Here is a 21,539-nt window from a genome sequence, read left to right on the forward strand (position 1 = left end):
CCGGACGCCTCGGGCTCACCGGCTCACGGCGGCCACGAGCACCATCACGGGGGCGACGATCAGCAGGTACAGCACCCCGAGGAACAGCGCGTGCACGACGACGAACCCCCCGAGCGCCCGCAGGTTCGCCGGCACCCTCAGGTGCCCGGCGAGCTTGCGGGCGAACGAGGCCGGGTGCAGCAGGTCCCAGGTGTTGAACCGCACGTAGCGCCCGAGGTAGATCCCCACGCTCACCAGCACGAGCGTGACCCCGACCAGCAGCCAGGAGTCGGGGTGCCGGTAGGGGTCGTCGTCGTTGGGCCGCACGATCATGATGTAGGCGAGCTGCACCAGCAGCACGTTCGACAGCGTGTTCAGCACCCCGGACAGGGCCAGGGCGAGCACCATCACGATGTCGTACCACAGCGGCGCCGGGTCGTCGGTGGGCCGCCGGTGGGAGAAGTTCAGCTCGGTCACCAGGTAGGCCGCGTTGGGCAGCAGCAGCACCCACACCACGAGCACCACGGCGATCACCGTGAGCAGGAGCGCCTGGCTCGGCACGAAGGCCATGACCGCGAGCATCAGGGCCAGCCCGATGCCGAGCACCACGGCGGGCGCGACGGACAGCCCCACGTTGAGCACCATCGGCCAGTACACCGGCAGCCGGAACAGCGGTGCCCGCAGGAACACCAGGGCCAGTGCGAAGACGTTGAGCAGGACCAGGCCCAGGGGCAGCAGCAGGATCGCGTTCATCACCGCTCATCCTCGCCGTGGCCCCGCCGCCGCGCGCGACGGGGCCACGAGCCGGGCCCGGTCACCGCACGGGCGCACCCGGCCCGAGCGGGATGCCGAGTCCCCACCAGGCGAAGAACAGCAGCGTCCAGGCGAGCGTCATGCACACGGCCAGCGGCAGCGTGTACGAGGCCAGGGTGCCGATGCCGGCGTCCTTGCGGTACCGCTGCAGGAACCCCAGCGCCATGACGAAGTACGGGCTCATCGGCGTGATCGCCGTGGATCCGGAGTCGGCGATGCGGAAGAGCGCCTGCGTGGTCTCGGCGGGCACGTCCAGCAGCATGAGCATCGGCACCACGATCGGCGCCGCGATGGCCCACATCGCCGACCCGCTGGTGACCAGCACGTTGACCACGGACAGCAGCGCGAGGATCGCCAGGAACACCACCCAGATCGGCACCCCGCTGGTCTCCAGCGCCTCGGCGGAGTTCACCGCGATGACGTCGCCGATGTGCGTCCAGTCGAAGTACGCGAGGAACTGGGCGATGGCGAAGAACAGCACCAGCACCGGCGCCATCTGCCGCACGCCCTCGGCCATCAGCCGCGGCACGTCCCCGGCCGTCGTGATCGCCCCGGACCGCCACCCGTACACGATGCCGACCAGCGCGAACAACACGGCCACGATCGCCGCGATGCCGTCCAGGAACGGCGACTCGGTCAGGCTCCCGCCCTCACCCCGCAGCGGCGACGCCGGCGGCAGCACCACCGCGGCGACCACCAGGACCGCGCCCAGCCCGGACAGCAGCGCCGCGCGCAGCGCGGACCGGTCGCGGGCCGACAGCTCCAGCCCCTCGACGTCGTCCAGGTCGGCGTCGGGGTCGGCGTCCAGGTCCGGGCGCTTGGCGAGAACCAGGTTGGTGACCAGCGTGATCACGATCGCCAGCAGCAGCGAGGACCCGATGTTGAAGAACCAGTTGCTCACCGGGGAGACGTACGCCGCGGGGTCGATGATCCGCGCGGCCTCCGTGGTGATGCCGGCGAAGATCGCGTCGTTCGGCGTCGGCACCGGGCTCGCGTCGTAGCCGGACGCGATGGACGTGTAGGCCACGACGACGCCGAGGATCGGCGACTTGCCGACGGCCCGGAACGCGAGCCCGCCGAGCGGCACCAGGATGATGTACGCGGCGGCGCTCGCGACGTGGGAGACGGTGCCGGCGAACGCGACGGCGAACACCACCCAGGACACGGGCACGCGGGACACGGAGACCTTCATGGCCGCCGCCAGGAACCCGGTGCGCTCCGCGATGGCGACGCCCATGATCACGGCCACGATGGTGCCCATCGGCCCGAACGTCGCGAAGTTGTCCACCGCCGTGGACACGGCCATCGCCAGACCCGCACCGCTGAGCAGGTTCTGCACCACGACGGTCTCGCCGTCGGCCGGCGAGACCACCGACACGCCCGCCGCCGCCAGCCCGGCGCTGGTCACGCCGAGGATCGCCGCGAGGATCCAGAACAGCCAGAACGGGTGCGGCAGCGCGTTGCCGAGCCGTTCGACGACGGCGAGCACCCGCAGGACGGCGGGCAGGCGGTCCTGCCCGCTGGGCGACGTGGACGTGGCGGTCATGACGCCACCCCCGTGGCTCCGGCGGACCGCAGCGGCAGCCGCTCGTCCCGCAGGAACTCCCACATCACCTCGTGGGCCTCGATGCTGTGCGTGGCGTACCCGCCGCCGGAGTAGCTGTCCTCCCCGGGCCACGTGTGGCCGCCGCCCAGCACCGCCACGTGCGTCACCTCGGCACCCGCACGGCAGCCGGTCCAGCGGGTGGTGGTCACGTCGGATGCCGTCTCCTCGACGTCGGGCCGCGGGTCGCAGCCGTTGCGCGCCGCCCAGCCGTCCACCCAGACCGGGATCGCGGGCAAGCCGCGCCCGGCGTCGCCGTCGTACGGGATGGTGGCGTCGTCGGTGCCGTGGAAGTCGATGACCGGGACCGGTCGCTCCGGCGCGCAGGTGGGGTGGCCCGTGCCGTACAGCGCGGCCGCCACCGGCGCGATCGCGGTGATCCGGTGCGACAGCTCGCACGCCAGGATGCCCGTGAACCCCGCGCCGTTGGACTTGCCGGTCGCGTACACGCGCCGGGTGTCCACGCACAGGCCGGACTCCAGGGTGTCGAGCAGGTCGTTCGTGTAGGCGACGTCGTCGACGCCGGGCGCCGAGTAGGGCGCGCCCTCCCAGGCCTGGCGGTCGCCGTCGCCGGTGCCGACCACGCCGTTGCCGTACGCGACGATCGCCGGCAGGGCGTCCAGACCCGAGAACGCCTCGGTCCCGGCGCCCGTGTTGCCCCGCCCGTGGAACACGAGCACGACGGGCCAGGCCCGGTCGCTGCGGTAGCCGTCCGGCAGGTGGAGCTGGACGGTGCGCTCCCGCCCGCCGCTGACCAGGGTGCGCAGCACGCTGGTGCCCGGCGCCTGGCCGGGGTCCGCGCCGCACCCGGCGGACCGCACGACCCCGGCCGGGGCGGGCCCGGCGGCTGCCGTGGTCGCGCCGGCTGCCGTGGTCGCGCCGGCCAGACCGGAGGCCGCGAGCGCCACGGCGGCCAGGAGCGCCGCGCCGAGGCGTGCGGGGCGCCTGAGCCGTGCGTGGTGTCGGTGTGGTGCTGTCGTCGTTGACATGCGAGTCCTTTCTGCGGGCCCGCCCGCGGTCTGCGGGCAGGGCGGAGCCGGCACCTGGCGGCCAGGTGCGTCGTGGGGGTCGGAGCAGGGTGGGCGCTAGGCGGCCAGCCACTCCTCCAGGAAGGTCGTGATGCGGGCGACCATCGCCGTGACGATCGCGGCGCCGTCCTCCGCCGTGGCCCGGCGAGGGTCGCCGAGCACGCCGTTCGGGCTGAGGCGGTCGTACGGCAGGGTCAGGGCGGGCTGCGCGTGGTGGCGCGCCGTCCGGGAGACGTCGTCGAGCTGGTCCGGGGTCGTGGTACCCGGCTCGAGACGGTCGGTGTGCACCAGGTGCGGTGCGAGGTGCAGCATCTGCGCGGTCTCGGCCTCGCCGGAGTGGCCGTGCACCGCGCTCGGGGCCATGGCGGCCACGGCGTCGCCGGCGAGCGACGTCAGCGGCGACCAGGCGAGCTGCACCCCCGGGAGGGACACCAGCAGGTCCTGCGCCACCGTGGTCAGGGTCGCGTTGTTGCCGCCGTGCCCGGTGACCACCAGGAACCGGGTCCAGCCGTGCCGGTGCAGGCTCGTCACGTACTCGCGCACCACGGCGGCGAACGTCGTCGTGGTCAGCGTGACCGTGCCCGGGAACGCCATGTGGTGCGGCGAGACCCCCACGGGGATCGACGGGCCCACCACCACCCGGCCGGACAGGTTGGCGGCGACCTGCGCCACCACCCCCTCCGCACGCACCAGGTCGGTCCCGAGGGCCATGCCCGGCCCGTGCTGCTCCAGCGCACCCGCCGGGATCAGCACGATCGTGCCCCGGGCGGCGGCGTCGGCGGCCTCCCGGGTGGTCATCTCGGCCAGCACGTCCGGCGCGGTCACGACGTCGCCCCGGGCTCATCGAAGTCCGCGGCCTCCAGGGACTCCCGGATCGTGGTCAGGTGCGCCCGGACCAGCCGCTCGGCCGCCGGACCGTCACCGTCCCGCACCGCCGAGAGGATCTCCAGGTGCTCGGCCTGGTCCCGCTGCCGGTCGTCGTACCGGAACCGGATCTCGGTCTGCTCCGTGGCGCGCACGTGCAGCAGCGCCTCCACGGTCTCGCGCAGCAGCCCGTTGCCCGACGCCGCCGCCAGCTCCACGTGGAAGTTCAGCGCCGGCCGGTACCCGTGCACCGGCGGCTGCAGCGCCGTGGCCGTCGCCGCCTCCAGCCGCTGCAGCGCGGCGGCGTCGCGGGCGCTCGCCGCCAGGGCCGCGACACCGGGCTCGATGACCAGGCGGGCCTCGACCAGCTCGATCACCGACGCCCGGGTGATGTGCGGCCGGTGCGGGTTGGCCAGCACCGACCGCTCGATCCCGGGGCCGATGTACGTGCCGGAGCCGTGCCGCAGCTCGACCACGCCGGTGGCCTCCAGCCGGCGCAGGGCCTCCCGGACCGTGGGGGTCGTGACGGCGAACCGCTTGGCCAGCTCGCGGGAGGACTCCAGCACGTCGCCGGGTCCGAGGCTCTCGGAGCGGATGAGCTGCACGATGTCGTCCGCGAGCTGCTCGGAGAAGGAGGCTCTACCTTGAGTCATGGCAAGTGACTAAATCACTTAACCAACCGCAGGTCAACCCTGGTCGAGCGTGGCCCGACGGCCGGCCCCTCCCCCGCGGCCGCCGTCCGGCGTACCGTCGTCAGCATGTGCCGAAACATCACCACGCTGCGCGGCCTGGAACCGGCCGCCACCGACGAGGAGATCACCGCCGCCGCCCTGCAGTTCGTGCGCAAGGTCACGGGCGTCACCAAGGTGAGCGACGCCACCCGCGACCCGGTGGAGCGGGCCACGGCCGAGATCGCGGACATCGTGACGCGCCTGCTCGACGAGCTGCCGGAACGCCGTCAGCCGCCCAAGACCGTGCCGCCGCTGCGCCGCACGGAGGTCCAGGCGCGCATCGCGCAGCGCATCAAGGAGCGTGAGGAGCACGAGCGGATGCACGAGCTGGGCATCGCGCACTCGCACTGAGCGGTCCGCGCCGCTACAGTTGCGACGTGCTCGCACCCCTCTCCTGTCGCTGTCACTGACCACCCACCCCGGTCCGTCAGTCCCCCGCGCGCGCCGTCGCGCGTGCAGAACAGGAAGAGAAACAGGTGCAGTACGTCAATTCTGTCGTTGACCTCGTCGGCAACACCCCCCTGGTCCGGCTCAGCCACGTGACCGAGGGCGTCACCAGTGCCACGGTGCTGGTCAAGCTCGAGTACCTCAACCCCGGCGGGTCCTCCAAGGACCGCATCGCGGGCCGCATCATCGACGCCGCCGAACGCGAGGGGAAGCTGAAGCCCGGCGGCACCATCGTGGAGCCCACCTCGGGCAACACCGGCGTCGGTCTCGCCCTGGTGGCCCAGCAGCGCGGCTACCGCTGCGTCTTCGTGCTGCCGGACAAGGTGGGCGAGGACAAGCGCAACGTCCTGACGGCGTACGGCGCGGAGGTCGTGGTCACGCCGACCGCGGTCGCGCCCGACAGCCCCGAGTCCTACTACTCGGTGAGCGACCGGCTGGTGCGCGAGATCCCCGGCGCCTTCAAGCCCGACCAGTACTCCAACCCGAACGGTCCCCGGTCGCACTACGAGACCACCGGCCCCGAGATCTGGCGCGACACCGACGGGCGCGTGACCCACTTCGTGGCGGGCGTCGGCACCGGTGGCACCATCACCGGCACCGGCCGCTACCTGCGCGAGGTCTCGGGCGAGAAGGTGCGCATCATCGGCGCCGACCCCGAGGGGTCCGTCTACTCCGGCGGCACCGGCCGCCCCTACCTGGTCGAGGGCGTGGGCGAGGACTTCTGGCCGTCCGCCTACGACCCGAGCGTGCCGCACGAGATCATCGCGGTGACCGACGCCGAGTCGTTCGCCATGACCCGCCGGCTCGCCCGCGAGGAGGGCATCCTCGTGGGCGGCTCCAGCGGCATGGCCGTGGTCGCGGCCCTCAAGGCGGCGCGCGACCTGACCGAGGACGACGTCGTGGTGGTCCTGCTGCCCGACGGCGGCCGCGGCTACCTCGGCAAGATCTTCAACGACACCTGGATGCGGTCCTACGGGTTCGCGCCCGCCATCGAGGACCACACCGTCGCGGACGTGCTGGCCGCCAAGGCCGACCGCACCCCGCCCCTGCTCTACGTGCACCAGACCGACACGGTGCGCGACGCGATCGACCGGATGACCCGGTCCGGCGTCTCGCAGCTGCTCGTGCTGACCGCGGAACCACCCGTGGTGCTCGGCGAGATCGCCGGCGCCGTGCACGAGGACGAGCTGCTCGACGGGGTGTTCGCCGGCAAGGCGAACCTGTCGGACGAGGTGGGCGGGCTGATCGGCCGCCCCCTGCAGCTCATCGGCGTCAACGAGCCCGTCGGCACGCTGCGTGCCGCGCTCGCCGACGAGACGGCGCTGCTGGTGACCGACGGGGGCAAGGCCCTCGGCGTCGTCTCCCGCTCCGACCTGCTCGACTACCTCGCGGTCTGACGGCCGCCCCACCGCACGACCACGACCTCGAAGAGAGACCACCATGAACGACGCCAGGCCCAGCCGGTTCGACACCCTCGCGATCCACGCGGGACAGCACTCCGACCCGTCCACGGGCGACGCGATCCCCGCCATCCACGTCACCTCCACCTACGCGCAGGACGGCATCGGCAACCTGCGCGGCGGCTACGAGTACTCGCGTGGCGGCAACCCCACCCGCACCGCGCTGGAGGAGCAGCTCGCGGCGATCGAGGGCGGTGCGCACGGCATCTCGTTCGCGTCCGGCCTGGCCGCCGAGGACGCTCTGCTGCGCGCCGTCGTCGCACCCGGCGACCACGTGCTGGTGCCGAACGACGTCTACGGCGGCACGCACCGCCTGATCCGTACCGTGCACGGCAGGGCGGGCGTGGCGCACACGACCGTGGACACCGCCGACCTCGACGCCGTGCGCGCCGCGATCCGGCCGGAGTCCAAGGTGCTGTGGGTCGAGACGCCGTCGAACCCGCTGATGAAGATCAGCGACATCCCCGCGCTCGCCGGGCTGGCGCAGGAGAACGGCCTGCTGCTGGTGGTCGACAACACGTTCGCCTCCCCCGCGCTGCAGCGCCCGCTCGACCTGGGCGCCGACGTCGTGGTGCACTCCACGACCAAGTACCTCGGCGGGCACTCCGACGTGGTGGGCGGCGCCGTCGTCGTCAAGGACGGGGCCGACGAGCTCGCGGAGCAGGTGCGCTACGTGCAGTTCGCCGCGGGCGCGGTGTCCAGCCCGTTCGACGCGTTCCTGACCACCCGCGGCATCAAGACGCTGTCCGTGCGCATGCAGCGCCACTCCGAGACCGCCCAGACGCTCGCCGAGCGGCTGGTGCACCACCCCGCCGTCGCGCGTGTGCTGTACCCGGGCCTGCCGGACCACCCGGGCCACAAGGTCGCCGCCCACCAGATGTCGCGGTTCGGCGGCATGATCTCGCTGGAGCTCGCGGGCGGCGAGGCGGCAGCCCGCACGTTCGCGGAGTCGACGCAGGTGTTCCTGCTGGCCGAGTCGCTCGGCGGGGTGGAGTCGCTGGTCAACTACCCGAGCGCGATGACCCACGCGTCGGTGCGCGGCACGGAGGCGGAGGTCTCGCCGTCGATCGTGCGCCTGTCGGTGGGTCTGGAGGACGTGACGGACCTGCTGGACGACGTGCTCCAGGCCCTCGACCACACCCACGGTTCCGTGCGTTAAGTGCACGTAGGGTGGGGCCGTGACCGAACACGCGCCCGTGAGTGCCGCCATGCACCGCGCCAAGGCCGATGCCCGCGCCGCGCACGTCACCGTGGGGCTCGTGCGGAACCTGCCGGGCGACCGGGAGGAGATCGACTGCTCCTGCGGCATGACGCTCACCAACGGGCCGCAGTGGTCGCTCGACGAGCACATCCGGCTGCACCGCGCCGAGGCGCGCTACCTGGCGCTGAGCGAGGTGGCGCCCGCGGGCATGCCGCGGCTCATCCCCGTCGACCCGGCGCGGCGTCCGCGCTGAGCCGCCAGGCGTTCGGTCAGAGCTCTTCCGGGTCGTCCCAGGAGACGCCGCTGGAGGCTCCTGAGATCGGGTCGAGCTCGCAGCCGGCGAGGTTGCGGGGCGCCTTGGAGACGTCACCGCCCCCGAGCAGGCCGCGGCGGGTCGCGACGCGGCGGACCGCCGGCGGCGCGATGTGGGCGTAGGAGGCGTTGGACTCGTCGATGAGGTCGGTCGGAGCTGACTCGACGGGCTCGGCGGCGGACTGGGGTTCCCCCGTGATCATGGCCCCATCCTCGCAGGAACCGGGGCCTGTTCGCATCCGCTTGGCACAGTATTTCGAATCCCCGCCAAGCCTCCACGAGCACGGCACGCCTACCACGACATCTCCCCCCGTCCGGCGACGGGTGGTGTCATGATCGTCCGATGCAGACCTGGCCAGGGCGCCCCTACCCCCTCGGCGCCACGTTCGACGGCACGGGGACCAACTTCGCGCTCTTCACGTCGGTGGCACAACGCGTCGAGCTCTGCCTGCTGGCGGACGACGACACCGAGACCCGCGTCGAGGTCACCGAGACGGACGCGCACGTGTGGCACGTCTACCTGCCCGGCGTCGGCCCCGGGACGCGGTACGGGTACCGCGTGCACGGGCCGTACGACCCGGCGTCGGGCCACCGGTGCAACCCGGCCAAGCTCCTGCTGGACCCGTACGCCAAGGCCGTGGACGGCGACCTCGACAGCGACCCGTCCCTGTTCTCCTACCCGTTCGACGACGTGGAGCAGGCCACCACGGGCACGACGCCGGACGGCGCCGACTCCCTGGGCCACACCATGGTCTCCGTGGTGGTCAACCCGTTCTTCGACTGGGGGCACGACCGGCCGCCGGCCACGCCGTACCACGAGACGGTGATCTACGAGGCGCACGTCAAGGGCCTCACGATGCGCCACCCCGACGTGCCGGACGAGCTGCGCGGCACCTACGCCGGGCTGGCCCACCCCGCCGTGATCGAGCACCTGACGAAGCTCGGGGTCACCGCCGTCGAGCTCATGCCCGTGCACCAGTTCGTCACCGACCCGTCGCTGGCGGCCAAGGGCCTGACCAACTACTGGGGCTACAACACCATCGGGTTCTTCGCGCCGCACAACGGGTACGCCGGCTACGGCAGCCGCGGCCAGCAGGTCATGGAGTTCAAGGCCATGGTCAAGGCGATGCACGAGGCGGGCATCGAGGTGCTGCTCGACGTGGTCTACAACCACACCGCCGAGGGCAACCACCTGGGCCCCACCCTGGGCTTCCGGGGCATCGACAACGCCGCCTACTACCGGCTGGTCGACGGCGACGACGCGCACTACTTCGACACCACCGGCACCGGCAACTCGCTGCTCATGCGCTCCCCCGCCGTGCTGCAGCTCATCATGGACTCGCTGCGCTACTGGGTCGAGGAGATGCACGTCGACGGCTTCCGCTTCGACCTGGCGGCCACGCTGGCCCGGCAGTTCCACGAGGTGGACCGGCTGAGCGCGTTCTTCGACATCGTGCACCAGGACCCGGTGATCTCCCAGGTCAAGCTCATCGCCGAACCGTGGGACCTGGGCGACGGCGGCTACCAGGTGGGCGGGTTCCCGCCGCTGTGGACCGAGTGGAACGGCCGGTACCGGGACACGGTGCGCGACTTCTGGCGCGGCGAGCCCGCCACGCTGCCGGAGTTCGCCTCCCGGCTGACCGGGTCCAGCGACCTGTACGAGCACAGCGGCCGCATGCCCAGCGCGTCCATCAACTTCGTCACGGCGCACGACGGCTTCACGCTCGCCGACCTCACCTCCTACGAGCGCAAGCACAACGAGGCCAACGGCGAGGACAACCAGGACGGCGAGAACCACAACCGGTCCTGGAACTGCGGCGTCGAAGGCCCCACGGACGACCCGGAGGTCCGCGAGCTGCGCGCCCGCCAGCGCCGCAACCTCCTGGTGACGCTCATGCTCAGCCAGGGCGTGCCGATGATCGCCCACGGCGACGAGCTGGCACGTACGCAGGACGGCAACAACAACGCCTACTGCCAGGACAACGAGCTCACCTGGATGGACTGGGAGCTCGACGACGAGCGCAGGGCGCTGCTGGAGTTCGCCCGGCACGCGGTCCGGCTGCGCCGCGACCACCCGATCCTGCACCGCCGGCGGTTCTTCGACGGACAGGTGGCCGGGGCGGCCGCGCAGGGCCCGGCCGACATCGAGTGGCTCGACCTGACCGGCGCCCGCATGGACGACACGGACTGGCACCAGTCCTACGCCCGCACGGTGACCGTGTTCCTCAACGGTGACGCGATCACGGAGACCGGGTCCCGGGGCGAGGCGGTGGTCGACGACTCGTTCCTGCTCCTGCTCAACGCCCACTCGGGCGCCCTGGACTTCACCCTGCCGCCTGTCGCGTACGGCCCGGAGTGGACCGTGGTGCTGGACACGGACGGCAGCGCGGAGCCCGGCACGGTGCTGGAGGCCGGCACGGGTCTGTCCGTGACGGCCCACAGCGTGGTGGTACTGACTCGCCCATCCCGGACAGCGGGCTAGGCTGTCGGCCGTGACCGGACCGAGGAGTGGAACCGGGGGAACCACACCACCGCCCCGACCTGGGCCTGACATGCCTGTTCCCGGGCCCAGACCGGTGGTGTGGGCGCCGCGCGCCCGCATCATCGAGGTGCTGGTGCCGTACGACCCCTACGAGGAACCGGAGCACATGCCGCTGCGCCTCGTGGGTGCCGGCGAGCCGGGGTACTGGGGCGCCGACAGCGTGCTCGGGCACGGCACCGACTACGGCTACTCCGTGGACGGCGGGCCGCTGCTGCCCGACCCGCGCAGCGTGTGGCTGCCGCAGGGCATCCACGGGCCCACGAGGGTCTTCGACCCCGCCTTCGAGTGGACCGACGGCACGTGGTCCCCGCCCGACCTGTCCACCAGCGTGCTCATGCACGTGGACGTCGAGACGTTCACGCCCGAGGGCACCCTCGACGCCGCCGCGGCGCTGCTGCCGACGGTCGCGGAGCTGGGCGTGCACGGCATCGAGCTCGCGCCCGTCGCGGCGTTCGACCCGGCCCGCGGCCCGTCGCGCGGTGTGCGCCTCTACTCGGTGCACGAGCCCTACGGCGGCCCGCGGGCGCTGCAGCGGTTCGTCGACGCCGCGCACGCCGCGGGTCTGGCCGTCGTGCTCGACATCCCGTACCGCTGGGCCGTGGCCGAGGAGCTCGGCCTGGAGGCGTACGGCCCCTATCTGATGGGCGGCGGCCGCCCGCGGCCGCCGCGCTCGGACCTGGGCGACGCCGGCGACCACGCCCTGCAGGCGATGCGCCCCCGGACGGGACAGGTGCCGCTGGACCGGCCCCGCACCGGACCCATCCAGCTCCGCACCGGGCAGGTGCCGAGCATCGGCACCCGGGCCGGCAAGGTGCCGTCGGCCCCGACCGTCCGCACGGACTACGTGGGCGACCGTATCAACCTCGACGGCAGCGGCAGCCGCGGCCCGCGCGACTTCCTGGTCGACGACGCGCGGCACTGGCTGCGCGAGTACCACGTGGACGGCCTGGTGCTGGACGTCGACGCGCTCGTGGACCGCTCCCCCAACCCGTTCCTGGGTGAGCTGGCGGACTACGTGGTGGGGCTGGGCGAACAGCTCGACCGCCGGTTCAGCCTGCTCGTGGACGGCCCCGGCCGCAGCGACCGGCTCACCTCGATCCTGCTGCGCATCCTGTCCGGCCCGGGCAAGGACGAGGACATCCAGGCGCTGCAGATGCTCGCCGACCTGGTGCACCCGTCGGTACGCCGCGCGACCCGGCAGAACGGCGGGCGCCGCAGCCGCGTCCGGGCCGGCGCGAGCGTGGTCGAGGACATCACGCGGCTGCCCGCGACGCAGCTCACCGTCCCGTGGACCGGCGAGGAGAGCCCGGCCACGGCCCTGCTGGCCGTGGACGACGTGGACATCCGCGCGAGCGTGCTGGCCACGGTGATCCTCGCGGGCAACCCCCTCGTGCTGGACACCGTGCACGCGCCGGTGGTGCCCCGCAACGAGAACGAGCGGCGGCTGGTGCGGTGGGCACGCGAGCTGATCGAGATCCGGCACGCCGTGACCGACGAGCTGGACCTGCCGCTGGAGATCCGCTCCACCGCCGACCGGTCCGTGATCGCGGTGCTGCGCGGCAGCCTCGCGTTCGTGCTCAACACCGGCCACGGCCTCGCCGCGCTGCGCCTGGGCAGCCTGCTGCGGCCCGCCGACGGCGCGGTCCGGGCGCCGCTGCCCGGGGCGTTCCGGCTGGCGGCGGCCTGGGAGCCGGGCGCCACGCGCCTCGTGGGCGACACCCTCACCGTGCCCCCGCGGATGACGGCCGTGCTGCGCGCCGAGAGCTGACCTGGGAGCCTGGTCCCGGGACGGTCGCACCGGCCGCACCCGGGACCGGCCCGCCCCGCAGCCGCGGGACGGGGGCGAGGAGGCACCGATGGCGAAGGCTCCGAAGGCCAAGGGCTCGAAGACGAAGTCCCCGAAGACGAAGGCCCCGAAGAACAAGGCGCTGACGGCCGAGGCCGCGCAGGCGACGACGCCGCGGACGCCCGGCTCCTTCTGGACCACCCCGGCCACGGAGGCGCTGCGCTGGACGCGCGGCACCGACCTGAGCGCCCTGGACCCGGCGTCGACACCCGGCTGGGCGGGCCGGAAGCAGGACGGCGAGGCGCTCATGGCCGCCCGCGCCCCCGAGCTCGCCGACCTCCAGGAGCGCCTGTTCGCGCACGGCCGCACGGGTGGCGACCGGTCGGTGCTGCTCGTGCTGCAGGGGCTGGACACGTCGGGCAAGGGCGGCATCGTGCGGCACGTGGTGGGCATGGTGGACCCGCAGGGCGTGATGCACCGCGGCTTCGGCGTTCCCACCGCCGAGGAGAAGGAGCACGGGTACCTGTGGCGCGTGCGCAACGCGCTGCCCCGGCCGGGCTACCTCGGGGTCTTCGACCGGTCCCACCACGAGCAGGTCCTGGTGGTCCGGGTGGACCGCCTGGAGCCGGTACGGACCTGGCGCAGGCACTTCCGCGAGCTCAACGAGTTCGAGGCGGAGGTGGCCGCGTCGGGCACGCTGATCGTGAAGGTGGCGCTGTTCGTGTCGCCCGACGAGCAGAAGGCGCGGCTGGCCGAGCGGCTGGACCGGCCGGACAAGCACTGGAAGTACAACCCGAGCGACATCGACGTGCGCCTCAAGCTCCCCGAGTACCTGGCCGCCTATCAGGAGCTCCTGGACCGCACCTCTACCGACGTGGCGCCGTGGTACGCCGTCCCCGCGGACCGCAAGTGGTACGCCCGGCTGGCGGTCACGGAGCTCCTGGGCACGGCGCTGCGTTCCCTGGACCTGTCCTGGCCACCCGCGGACTTCGACGTGGAGGCGGAGAAGGCCCGCCTCGCCGCCACCTGACGGACCCGGTCAGACCAGGGCGCGGCCCTCTTCCGCGAGCGCGCCCAGGCGGGACAGGGCGCGGTAGTACTTCTTGCGGTAGCCGCTCGCGAGCATCTCCGGCGTGAACAGGGTCCGGGTGTCGCCGTCGCCGCCCAGCAGCACCGGCACGTCGCGGTCGTAGAGGCGGTCCACCAGCACCACCAGGCGCAGCGCCACGGCCTGCGCCGTCACGGGGTGCACACCCGTCAGCGCGACGGCGGTGACGCCGTCGAGCAGCGCGCCGTAGCGGCTGGGGTGCACGGTGGCGAGGTGGGCCAGCAGGTCGTCGAACGTGTCGAGGGTGGTGCCGGGGCGGGCCGCCGCCGCGGCGGTGACCTCGGCCTCGGTCAGCGGCTCGGTGTCGGTGACGACGTCGCGGTGGCGGTAGTCCTCGCCGTCCACGCGGAGGGTCTCGAACCGGTCGGACAGCGCCTTGATCTCGCGCTGGAAGTCCTGGGCGGCGAACCGCCCCTCGCCCAGCGCGCCGGGCAGCGTGTTCGACGTCGCGGCCAGGGCCACACCCCGGTCGGCGAGCTCACGCATCAGGCGCGACATGAGGGTGGTGTCGCCGGCGTCGTCGAGCTCGAACTCGTCGATGCAGACGAGCTTCTTGGCGCCGAGCGCCTCGACCGTGGGCCGGAAGCCGAGCGCGCCCACCAGGTTGGTGTACTCCACGAAGGTGCCGTAGGCGACGGCGTCGGTGCCGAGCACCTCGCCGACGGCGTGCGCGAGGGAGGTGAGCAGGTGGGTCTTGCCCACGCCGAAGCCGCCGTCGAGGTAGACCGCCGGGGCGGCCTTGCGCCGCGCGAAGAGGCCGCGCCGCGGGGCCGCGACCTGCTCGGCGATCTCCTGGAGCCGGGCCAGGGCGCGGCCCTGGCTGGGGTGCGCCGGGTTGGCGCGGTAGGTGGCGAAGCGGGCCCGGGCGAAGTGGCGTGGCGGGACAAGATCGGTGACGAGCCGGTCGACGGGGACCTGCGGCCTGACCGCGGTCAGGGCGGTGGCGAGAGGGTGGGTCTCGGTGGTGGGAGCGGCTGTCACGAATCAGTAGGTTACCGGCGGCGCACCGCCGGTGACCTGCCACGAGAGCAACGTCACACGTGCACGACGGCGGGCGCGCCCGGGTCGTCCAGCACCTCGCCGAGGGCGCGCACCACCTGGGCCGGGGTGCGGGTCTGGGCCGGGTCCTCGTTGCGGTCGTCGCCCGCGACGGCGTGGTCGACGACGAGCTCGTGGAAGCGCGGCGCCGGCGTCTGCGCGGCCTCCAGACGCAGCACCTGGACCAGCATCGCCAGCCCGGCGCCGGTCACGCTGATGGCGCCGGAGCCGGCCATGGCCTCGCGGGCCGCGGCGCCGTTGAGCACCACGTAGGGGTCACCGGGCTCCAGGAGGGGCACGAGCGCGCGGGCGACGTCGAGGTGCGCGGTGAGGTGGGAGGCCAGCGTCGCGGACCAGTCGTCCGGGTCGGTGTCCAGCAGGGCCGCGCCCTTGTGCCAGCCGCCGATCGACGCCACGACGGCTCCGGGCAGCGGGGTCCCGGCGTCCGCGCAGGCGGCGCGGACGGCGGCGGGCAGGTCGGCGGCGGTGTCGTAGCGGACGGCGACGAGACCGGCGCGCGAGGCGCCGTCGGGCAGCGGGTGGCGGGACGCCGCGAGGACCGGACGGCCGTCGGCAGCCAGGCCGCGTGCGACCCGGCTGCCGACGAAACCGCCCGCCCCGACGACGAGGACGGGGCGGGCGAGGCTCATGCGGCCCAGACTAGGTCAGGCCGCGACCTGCTGCGGCACGGACCGCGGGTCGGGCCCGAACCGGTTGGGCCCGGGCTCGCCCGGCAGGGCGAGCAGCACGATGATCACGATGCCGCCCACGAACGGGACCAGGCACAGCAGGTAGAACCAGCCGGACCTGCCCGTGTCGTGCAGACGACGCACGCCCGCGGCCAGCAGCGGCACGAACGTGCCCAGCACGACGAGACCCAGGAGCGTCGAGCCGATCGACCCGAGCACTCCCGGCTCCTGCGTGACCGGGTCCATCGTGACCAGGGCGGGAATCAGGAGCGCCACGAAGATCACGGCGTTCACGATCGCCAGCGCGAGGTAGAAGAACCAGTACTCCGAGGCCCGGGCCCGGCCGCTGAACACGGCGTACCGGCGCAGGCAGGTCCGGACGGAGTCGATGATGCTCATGGGCGGGCCTCAGGCGGCCGGGACCTGCTCCACGGCCTTGGGGTCGGGGCCGAACTGGTTCGGGCCCGGGGTGCCGGCGGACGCGCCCCAGACGATGAGCAGGATCACGTTGACGACCGGGATCAGCAGCAGGAACGCGAGGGCACCGGACTTGCCGGTGTCGTGCAGGCGGCGGACGACCACGGCGAGCGTCGGCAGGAGCAGGCCGAGCGCGACGAGCGACACGACGAGGTAGCCGGTCGCGAGGGAGCCGGGCATGGTCGGCACCGCGGCGGACGGGTCACCAGCCATGGCGTACTCCATGGTGGCCGTCGTGTACTCGGTGAGGCCCGGGACGATCAGCGCGAAGTAGAGCACGGCCATCAGGATCCCGTAGGCCAGGTAGTACCACCAGAACTCGGACCGGCGGGCACGGCCGCCGAACGTCGCGTACTTCGACAGCACGGTCCGGATGGACTCGATGAACGACATCAGGAAGAAGCCTCTCTCACGTTTTGTGCCGGAAATCTCCGGCAAGTGCGCACATAGTGTCCCGATGCCGCACGCGGCGCACAAGTGTGAAAAAGGGCAGAACTCCCCATGGATGAAAACGCCCCGGACGTGCCGACGCCCAGGTCACCGGGATGACCTGGGCGTCGGCAACGGGCAGGTGGGTCAGTACCCCGTGGACGTCGGCTCCGGGTAGTACTGCGCGTACTTGCGGCGGTAGTTCTGCGTGATCGCCTCGACGATAAGCCGGCGCTTGAGGCCGGAGTCGCCGTCGTACTTCAGCGGGTTGACCACGTCGCCGCTCGCCTTGAGCGCCTTGAGCCGGGCCTTGAGCTCCGGGTCCAGCACGTACTTCGACAGCAGCCCGAACGGCACCACCGTGTACAGCACCTCGCGCACGGCACGCACCGCGCGGATGGGGCGGTGCAGCACCCAGTCCTCCACGAGCACGCGGGCCACGTTGGCCCCGCCGGCCGTCACGTAGTAGTTGTTCCGGCCGATGCGCGGGTTCACCTCGAAGTACACGTGCTGCCCTGTGCGCGGGTCCAGCTTGTAGTCGAAGTTCGCGAAGCCCACGTAGCCGGTCGCGTCGAGGAAGCGCGTGGCGGCGTCCATGGCGTCGTCGTACGGCTCCACGAGGATCGCCGCCGGGATGCCGAGCGTGCCCGGCGTGTGCTCCTCCAGGAGCACCCGGCCCGTGGCGAGCATCGTCACCGCGCCCGACGTGTCGCGGTAGGCGGTCAGGGACCGCATCTGCGTCTCGTCGCCCGGGATGAACTCCTGCACCAGGAACGTGCCCGGGAAGCTCGCGTCCGCCAGGTGGCCCAGGATCACGTCGAGCTCCTCGCGGGAGTCGATGTGGTGGATCTTCGCCTTGCCGGGGAAGTCCACGTAGTACCACTCGGCGCTGTTGGACGGCTTGCCGACCACCGGGTACTGGAGGTCCACCTCCAGTGCGGGCACGGCGGCGCGGCCGCCCTCGGCCACCAGCTTGGCGACGTCGACGGCGACGGTGCGCGGCGTCGGGATGCCGAGCTGGTCGCAGACCTCGGCGAAGCCCTCCTTGCTGCTCACCTGCTCCAGGACCGGGAGCGACGGGTACGGCAGCACGTAGCCCGCCGCCTCCAGCCGCTCCCGGTTCAGGATGACGGTCCGCACGTGCCAGTCGGCGTTCGTCAGCAGCACCAGCGTCTTGTCCCGGTGCTGCTGCGCCACGCCCTCCAGGGTGGACAGGAACACGTCCACCTCGTCCAGGCCCGGCACCACCACGTTCTCGGCGATCGCCGAGTCCTGCATGGCGCGCGTGGCCACCTTGGACAGCACGATGGCGCGGGTGCGGTACTGCTCGTGGAACGCACGCACCAGGGCGTACATCCCGACGTCGCCGCCGACACCCACCACCAGCATCTCCGGCGCGGGCTGCTCCCCGCCGCCTACCGGCCCCTGCTCCGCGGGGAGACCCCTCACGCCTCGGCCTCCGTGCGGTCGCCGGACCACTCGGTGTGGAACGTGCCCTCGCGGTCGACGCGCTTGTAGGTGTGCGCCCCGAAGAAGTCGCGCTGCGCCTGCACCAGGGCGGCCGGCAGCCGCTCGGCGCGGACGCCGTCGTAGTACGCCAGGGACGAGGAGAACGCGGGCGTGGGCACGCCGTTCTGTGCCGCACCGGCGACGACGCGACGCCAGGCCGGCAGGCCGCTCGCGACGGCGTCGGTGAAGTACGGGTCGGCGAGCAGCAGCGGCAGGTCCGCGTCCCGCTCGTACGCCTCGGTGATGCGGTTCAGGAACCGGGCGCGGATGATGCAGCCGCCGCGCCAGATCCGGGCCATGGCGCCCCGGTCGATGTCCCAGCCGTACTCCGCGGCGGCCGCGGCGATCTGGTCGAAGCCCTGCGAGTAGGCGACCACCTTGGAGGCGTACAGGGCCTGGCGCACGTCCTCGATGAACGCGTCGCGGTCCTTGACCTCCCACGCCTGCGCGTGCGCGGGCAGGGCGGCACGCGCCGCCTCGCGCTGCGGCACCGAGCCGGACAGGGCGCGGGCGAACGTCGCCTCCGCGATCCCCGTGATCGGCACGCCGAGGTCGAGACCGTTCTGCACGGTCCAGCGGCCGGTGCCCTTCTGCTCGGCCTGGTCGAGGATGATGTCCACGAAGGCCTTGCCGGTGTCCGCGTCGGTGTGCTTGAGGACGTCCGCCGTGATCTCGATGAGGAACGACTCGAGGTCACCCGTGTTCCACTGCGCGAAGATCTCGCCGATCTCCGCGGCCGAGGCACCCAGGCCCTGGCGCAGCAGGTCGTACGCCTCGGCGATGAGCTGCATGTCGGCGTACTCGATGCCGTTGTGCACCATCTTGACGAAGTGCCCGGCGCCGTCGGAGCCCACGTAGGTGGCGCAGGGCACGCCGTCCACCTTCGCGGAGATGTCCTCCAGGATCGGGCCCAGGGACTCGTACGCCTCGCGCGTACCGCCCGGCATGATGGACGGGCCGTTCAGCGCGCCCTCCTCGCCGCCGGACACACCGGTGCCCACGAAGTGCAGACCGTGCTCCTTGAGCGCCGCCTCGCGCCGGATCGTGTCCGGGAAGTGCGCGTTGCCGGCGTCGACGACGATGTCGCCCTCCTCCAGCAGGGGCACGAGCTCGTCGATGACGGCGTCCGTCGGACCGCCCGCCTTGACCATGATGACCACCTTGCGCGGCCGCTCGAGCGACGCGACGAAGTCGGCCATCGACTCGCTGGGCACGAAGGTGCCCTCGTCGCCGTGCTCCGCCACCAGCGACTCGGTCTTGGCGTAGGAGCGGTTGTGGACCGCCACCGTGTAGCCGTGCCGTGCGAAGTTCCGCGCGAGGTTGCGCCCCATCACCGCCAGCCCGGTGACGCCGATCTGTGCTGTGCCTGACACGTTCTTGCTCCTTCTCCAGTGGGAACCGGGCCGGCCCACGCGCGGCGCGCCGTGCCCCTCCGTCAGCCTAGTAGTGCCCGGGAACGGACGGCGACGCAGGTCACGATCCGGAGACAGCCGCGCGCCTCCACCCGGTGGACGTCAGGTGGACGTACGGTGAAGTGGTGACCAGCGGCCCGCCCACCGGCGTTCCCGTCGACTTCGCAGCAGCCCTCGCCGACCTGCGGCGTCAGGCGCTGCGTACCGAGGTGCGCCTCACGGAGATCCCGGCACCACGCCGGGTGGCGCCGTTCAGCGTGGCCCTGGCGGGCGACGTGCTGCCTGGCCCGCCGGCCGGCCCGGCCGGGGCGGACGACCACGACCACGACGACGAGCCCCTGGCCACCGGCCGCTTCGTGGTGCTGCACGACCCGGCGGGCCAGGAGGCCTGGCACGGCACCTTCCGCGTGGTGACCATGGTGCGCGCCACCCTGGAGCCGGAGATGGCGGCCGACCCGCTGCTGGCCGACGTCGCCTGGTCCTGGGTGGGCGAGTGCCTCCAGGCCGCGGGCCTGGAGCCCGGCACGGGAACCGTCGCCGAGGGCGGCACCGTCACCCGGGTGCTGTCCCAGAGCTACGGCGCGCTCGACGGGACGCCGGACGCGGTGGACCTGGAGATCCGCGCGTCGTGGACACCGGTCGACACCGGGCTCGGCACGCACCTGCGTGCGTGGGCGGCCCTGCTCGCCATGGCGGCGGGAGTGCCCCCGCTGCCGGACGGCGTCGCGGCTCTCACCAGGCGTTTTACCGGCCCTTCCAGGCAACGCCATACGGTAGGCCCATGACCACCACGGAGCGAGGAGTCCCTGCGGAGACATCGACGCCCGTGCCGCCACCCGTCACCCCGCTGACCGAGCCCGCCGACGGGCTGCCCGACGTCGTCGCGACCGAGGCCGTGTTCGCGCGGGTCGTCGAGGCCTTCGCCGCGGGGACCGGACCGGTGGCCGGCGACGCCGAGCGCGCCTCCGGGTACCGGTACGGCCAGGCCACCTACCTGGTCCAGCTCCGCCGCGCGGGCGCGGGCACGGCACTGATCGACCCGGTCGGCGTGCCGGACCTCTCCGCCCTGGGCGAGGCCGTGGGCGACGCCGAGTTCGTGCTGCACGCCGCCTCGCAGGACCTGCCCGGGTTCGCCGCGCACGGCCTGCGCCCCGCCCGGATCTTCGACACCGAGCTCGCCGCGCGACTGCTGGGCATGGAGCGGGTGGGGCTGGCCGCCGTCGTGGCCGAGGTGCTGGGCCTCGGGCTCGCCAAGGAGCACTCGGCAGTCGACTGGTCCACCCGCCCGCTGCCCGAGGACTGGCTGCGGTACGCCGCGCTCGACGTCGAGGTGCTGGTCGAGCTCCGGGACCGCCTCGCCGAACGGCTGGAGGCCGCGGGCAAGGCCGAGTGGGCGGCCCAGGAGTTCGAGGCCGTGCGGACCGCTCCCCCGCCGGCACCTCGCGTGGACCCGTGGCGGCGTACGTCCGGTATGCACGTGCTGCGCAACCCCCGGCAGGTCGCCGCCGTGCGGGCGCTCTGGCTGGCCCGCGACGCGAGCGCCCGGGCACGGGACGTCTCGCCGGGCCGGGTGCTGCCGGACCGGGCGATCGTCGCGGCGGCCAAGGCCATGCCCCGCACGGCGGGTCAGCTCGTGGCCCTGCAGGAGTTCGGGGGCAAGGGCACCAAGCGTCGCGCGGCCTACTGGCAGCGCGCGATCGACGAGGCGCGGGCCCTGCCCGACGCCGAGCTGCCCACTGTCCGTGGCCCCCGGTCCGACGGTCCCCCGCCGCCTCGCACCTGGGGCGACCGGGACCCGGCGGCGGCCCGGCGCCTGGCGTCCGCGCGCGAGCTCGTGACCGGGCTGTCCGCCGAGCACAACGTGCCGGTGGAGAACCTGCTGCAGCCCGATGCGCTGCGCCGCCTGTGCTGGACACCGCCGGCCGGCGCCGACGCGGCGGGGATCGCGGAGTTCCTGCGCGGTCGCGGGGCGCGCGAGTGGCAGGTCGGCCTGCTCGCCGAGGGTCTGGAGCGGGCGTTCGCCGACGCGGCCGCCGGGCGGGCGCCGGCAGCGGCTGCTGGCTCGGCTGCTGACTCGGTTGCTGACTCAGCTGCTGACCAGGTGTGAGAGC

General features: G+C 73.1%; 21 protein-coding genes. 9 read left to right on the forward strand and 12 right to left on the reverse strand.

The window, feature by feature from the left end:
- Positions 1-15 precede the first annotated feature (15 nt).
- The 5 genes from ACIG47_RS08770 to ACIG47_RS08790 form a co-directional block, all read right to left on the reverse strand.
- Positions 16-732, reverse strand: a complete 717-nt coding sequence (locus tag ACIG47_RS08770; protein WP_397430667.1) for a DUF1361 domain-containing protein — start codon at positions 730-732, stop codon at positions 16-18.
- Between the two features lie 61 nt (positions 733-793).
- Entirely contained in the window at positions 794-2,338 is a 1,545-nt protein-coding gene (locus tag ACIG47_RS08775) for an AbgT family transporter (RefSeq protein ID WP_397430473.1), read from the reverse strand.
- Positions 2,335-3,384, reverse strand: a complete 1,050-nt coding sequence (locus ACIG47_RS08780) for an alpha/beta hydrolase family esterase (RefSeq protein ID WP_397430474.1) — start codon at positions 3,382-3,384, stop codon at positions 2,335-2,337. Before ACIG47_RS08780 ends, ACIG47_RS08775 begins: the two co-directional genes overlap by 4 nt.
- A 96-nt stretch (positions 3,385-3,480) precedes the next feature.
- Positions 3,481-4,248 carry a creatininase family protein gene (locus ACIG47_RS08785; RefSeq protein ID WP_397430475.1) on the reverse strand — a complete coding sequence of 256 codons (768 nt, stop codon included), beginning with the start codon at positions 4,246-4,248 and terminating at the stop codon, positions 3,481-3,483.
- Positions 4,245-4,940, reverse strand: coding sequence for a FadR/GntR family transcriptional regulator (locus tag ACIG47_RS08790; RefSeq protein ID WP_397430476.1), 696 nt, complete (start codon positions 4,938-4,940; stop codon positions 4,245-4,247). Before ACIG47_RS08790 ends, ACIG47_RS08785 begins: the two co-directional genes overlap by 4 nt.
- Before the next feature lie 105 nt (positions 4,941-5,045).
- Between ACIG47_RS08790 and ACIG47_RS08795 the strand changes: the two genes are divergently transcribed.
- The 4 genes from ACIG47_RS08795 (at position 5,046) to ACIG47_RS08810 (ending at position 8,379) form a co-directional block, all read left to right on the forward strand.
- Positions 5,046-5,369 (forward strand): DUF2277 domain-containing protein, encoded by a 324-nt coding sequence (locus ACIG47_RS08795; protein WP_397430477.1) that lies wholly within the window; start codon positions 5,046-5,048, stop codon positions 5,367-5,369.
- Positions 5,370-5,494: 125 nt separating this feature from the next.
- Positions 5,495-6,862, forward strand: a complete 1,368-nt coding sequence (locus tag ACIG47_RS08800; RefSeq protein WP_397413595.1) for a cystathionine beta-synthase — start codon at positions 5,495-5,497, stop codon at positions 6,860-6,862.
- 43 nt (positions 6,863-6,905) lie between these two features.
- Positions 6,906-8,084 (forward strand): cystathionine gamma-synthase, encoded by a 1,179-nt coding sequence (locus ACIG47_RS08805; RefSeq protein WP_397430478.1) that lies wholly within the window; start codon positions 6,906-6,908, stop codon positions 8,082-8,084.
- A gap of 19 nt (positions 8,085-8,103) precedes the next feature.
- Positions 8,104-8,379: a hypothetical protein gene (locus tag ACIG47_RS08810; RefSeq protein WP_397413598.1), complete on the forward strand. Its 276-nt coding sequence runs from the start codon at positions 8,104-8,106 to the stop codon at positions 8,377-8,379.
- Between the two features lie 16 nt (positions 8,380-8,395).
- Here ACIG47_RS08810 and ACIG47_RS08815 read toward each other — a convergent pair whose 3' ends face one another.
- Complete coding sequence (locus tag ACIG47_RS08815; RefSeq protein WP_119144404.1) at positions 8,396-8,641, reverse strand: hypothetical protein; 246 nt, start codon at positions 8,639-8,641, stop codon at positions 8,396-8,398.
- Positions 8,642-8,781: 140 nt separating this feature from the next.
- Between ACIG47_RS08815 and glgX the strand changes: the two genes are divergently transcribed.
- From glgX to ACIG47_RS08830, 3 genes are all read left to right on the forward strand, one after another.
- Positions 8,782-10,920 carry a glycogen debranching protein GlgX gene (gene glgX, locus ACIG47_RS08820; RefSeq protein WP_397430479.1) on the forward strand — a complete coding sequence of 713 codons (2,139 nt, stop codon included), beginning with the start codon at positions 8,782-8,784 and terminating at the stop codon, positions 10,918-10,920.
- 70 nt (positions 10,921-10,990) lie between these two features.
- Positions 10,991-12,748 (forward strand): hypothetical protein, encoded by a 1,758-nt coding sequence (locus ACIG47_RS08825; RefSeq protein ID WP_397413602.1) that lies wholly within the window; start codon positions 10,991-10,993, stop codon positions 12,746-12,748.
- An 88-nt stretch (positions 12,749-12,836) separates the two neighbouring features.
- Entirely contained in the window at positions 12,837-13,796 is a 960-nt protein-coding gene (locus ACIG47_RS08830) for a PPK2 family polyphosphate kinase (RefSeq protein WP_397430480.1), read from the forward strand.
- Positions 13,797-13,805: 9 nt separating this feature from the next.
- Here ACIG47_RS08830 and zapE read toward each other — a convergent pair whose 3' ends face one another.
- The 6 genes from zapE to gndA form a co-directional block, all read right to left on the reverse strand.
- Positions 13,806-14,855, reverse strand: a complete 1,050-nt coding sequence (gene zapE, locus ACIG47_RS08835) for a cell division protein ZapE (protein WP_397430481.1) — start codon at positions 14,853-14,855, stop codon at positions 13,806-13,808.
- Positions 14,856-14,908: 53 nt separating this feature from the next.
- Positions 14,909-15,562 carry a hypothetical protein gene (locus tag ACIG47_RS08840; RefSeq protein WP_397430482.1) on the reverse strand — a complete coding sequence of 218 codons (654 nt, stop codon included), beginning with the start codon at positions 15,560-15,562 and terminating at the stop codon, positions 14,909-14,911.
- A 15-nt stretch (positions 15,563-15,577) separates the two neighbouring features.
- Positions 15,578-16,000 (reverse strand): DUF805 domain-containing protein, encoded by a 423-nt coding sequence (locus ACIG47_RS08845; protein WP_397413608.1) that lies wholly within the window; start codon positions 15,998-16,000, stop codon positions 15,578-15,580.
- Between the two features lie 9 nt (positions 16,001-16,009).
- Positions 16,010-16,471 carry a DUF805 domain-containing protein gene (locus ACIG47_RS08850; protein WP_397413610.1) on the reverse strand — a complete coding sequence of 154 codons (462 nt, stop codon included), beginning with the start codon at positions 16,469-16,471 and terminating at the stop codon, positions 16,010-16,012.
- A gap of 183 nt (positions 16,472-16,654) precedes the next feature.
- Positions 16,655-17,956, reverse strand: a complete 1,302-nt coding sequence (locus ACIG47_RS08855; RefSeq protein ID WP_397413614.1) for a carboxylate--amine ligase — start codon at positions 17,954-17,956, stop codon at positions 16,655-16,657.
- Entirely contained in the window at positions 17,953-19,389 is a 1,437-nt protein-coding gene (gndA, locus tag ACIG47_RS08860; RefSeq protein WP_397413617.1) for an NADP-dependent phosphogluconate dehydrogenase, read from the reverse strand. Before gndA ends, ACIG47_RS08855 begins: the two co-directional genes overlap by 4 nt.
- A gap of 164 nt (positions 19,390-19,553) precedes the next feature.
- Here gndA and ACIG47_RS08865 point away from each other — a divergent pair, with 164 nt between their 5' ends.
- Together ACIG47_RS08865 and ACIG47_RS08870 are read left to right on the forward strand one after the other, a co-directional pair.
- A complete protein-coding gene (locus ACIG47_RS08865) occupies positions 19,554-20,213 on the forward strand; it encodes a DUF3000 domain-containing protein (RefSeq protein ID WP_397413619.1) in 660 nt (219 codons plus the stop codon).
- Entirely contained in the window at positions 20,210-21,535 is a 1,326-nt protein-coding gene (locus ACIG47_RS08870) for an HRDC domain-containing protein (protein WP_397430483.1), read from the forward strand. The genes ACIG47_RS08865 and ACIG47_RS08870 overlap by 4 nt, the downstream gene beginning before the upstream one ends.
- Positions 21,536-21,539: the final 4 nt, after the last annotated feature.

The organism is Promicromonospora sp. NPDC052451, from assembly GCF_044547525.1.
In the GTDB taxonomy this organism is placed as follows: domain Bacteria; phylum Actinomycetota; class Actinomycetes; order Actinomycetales; family Cellulomonadaceae; genus Promicromonospora.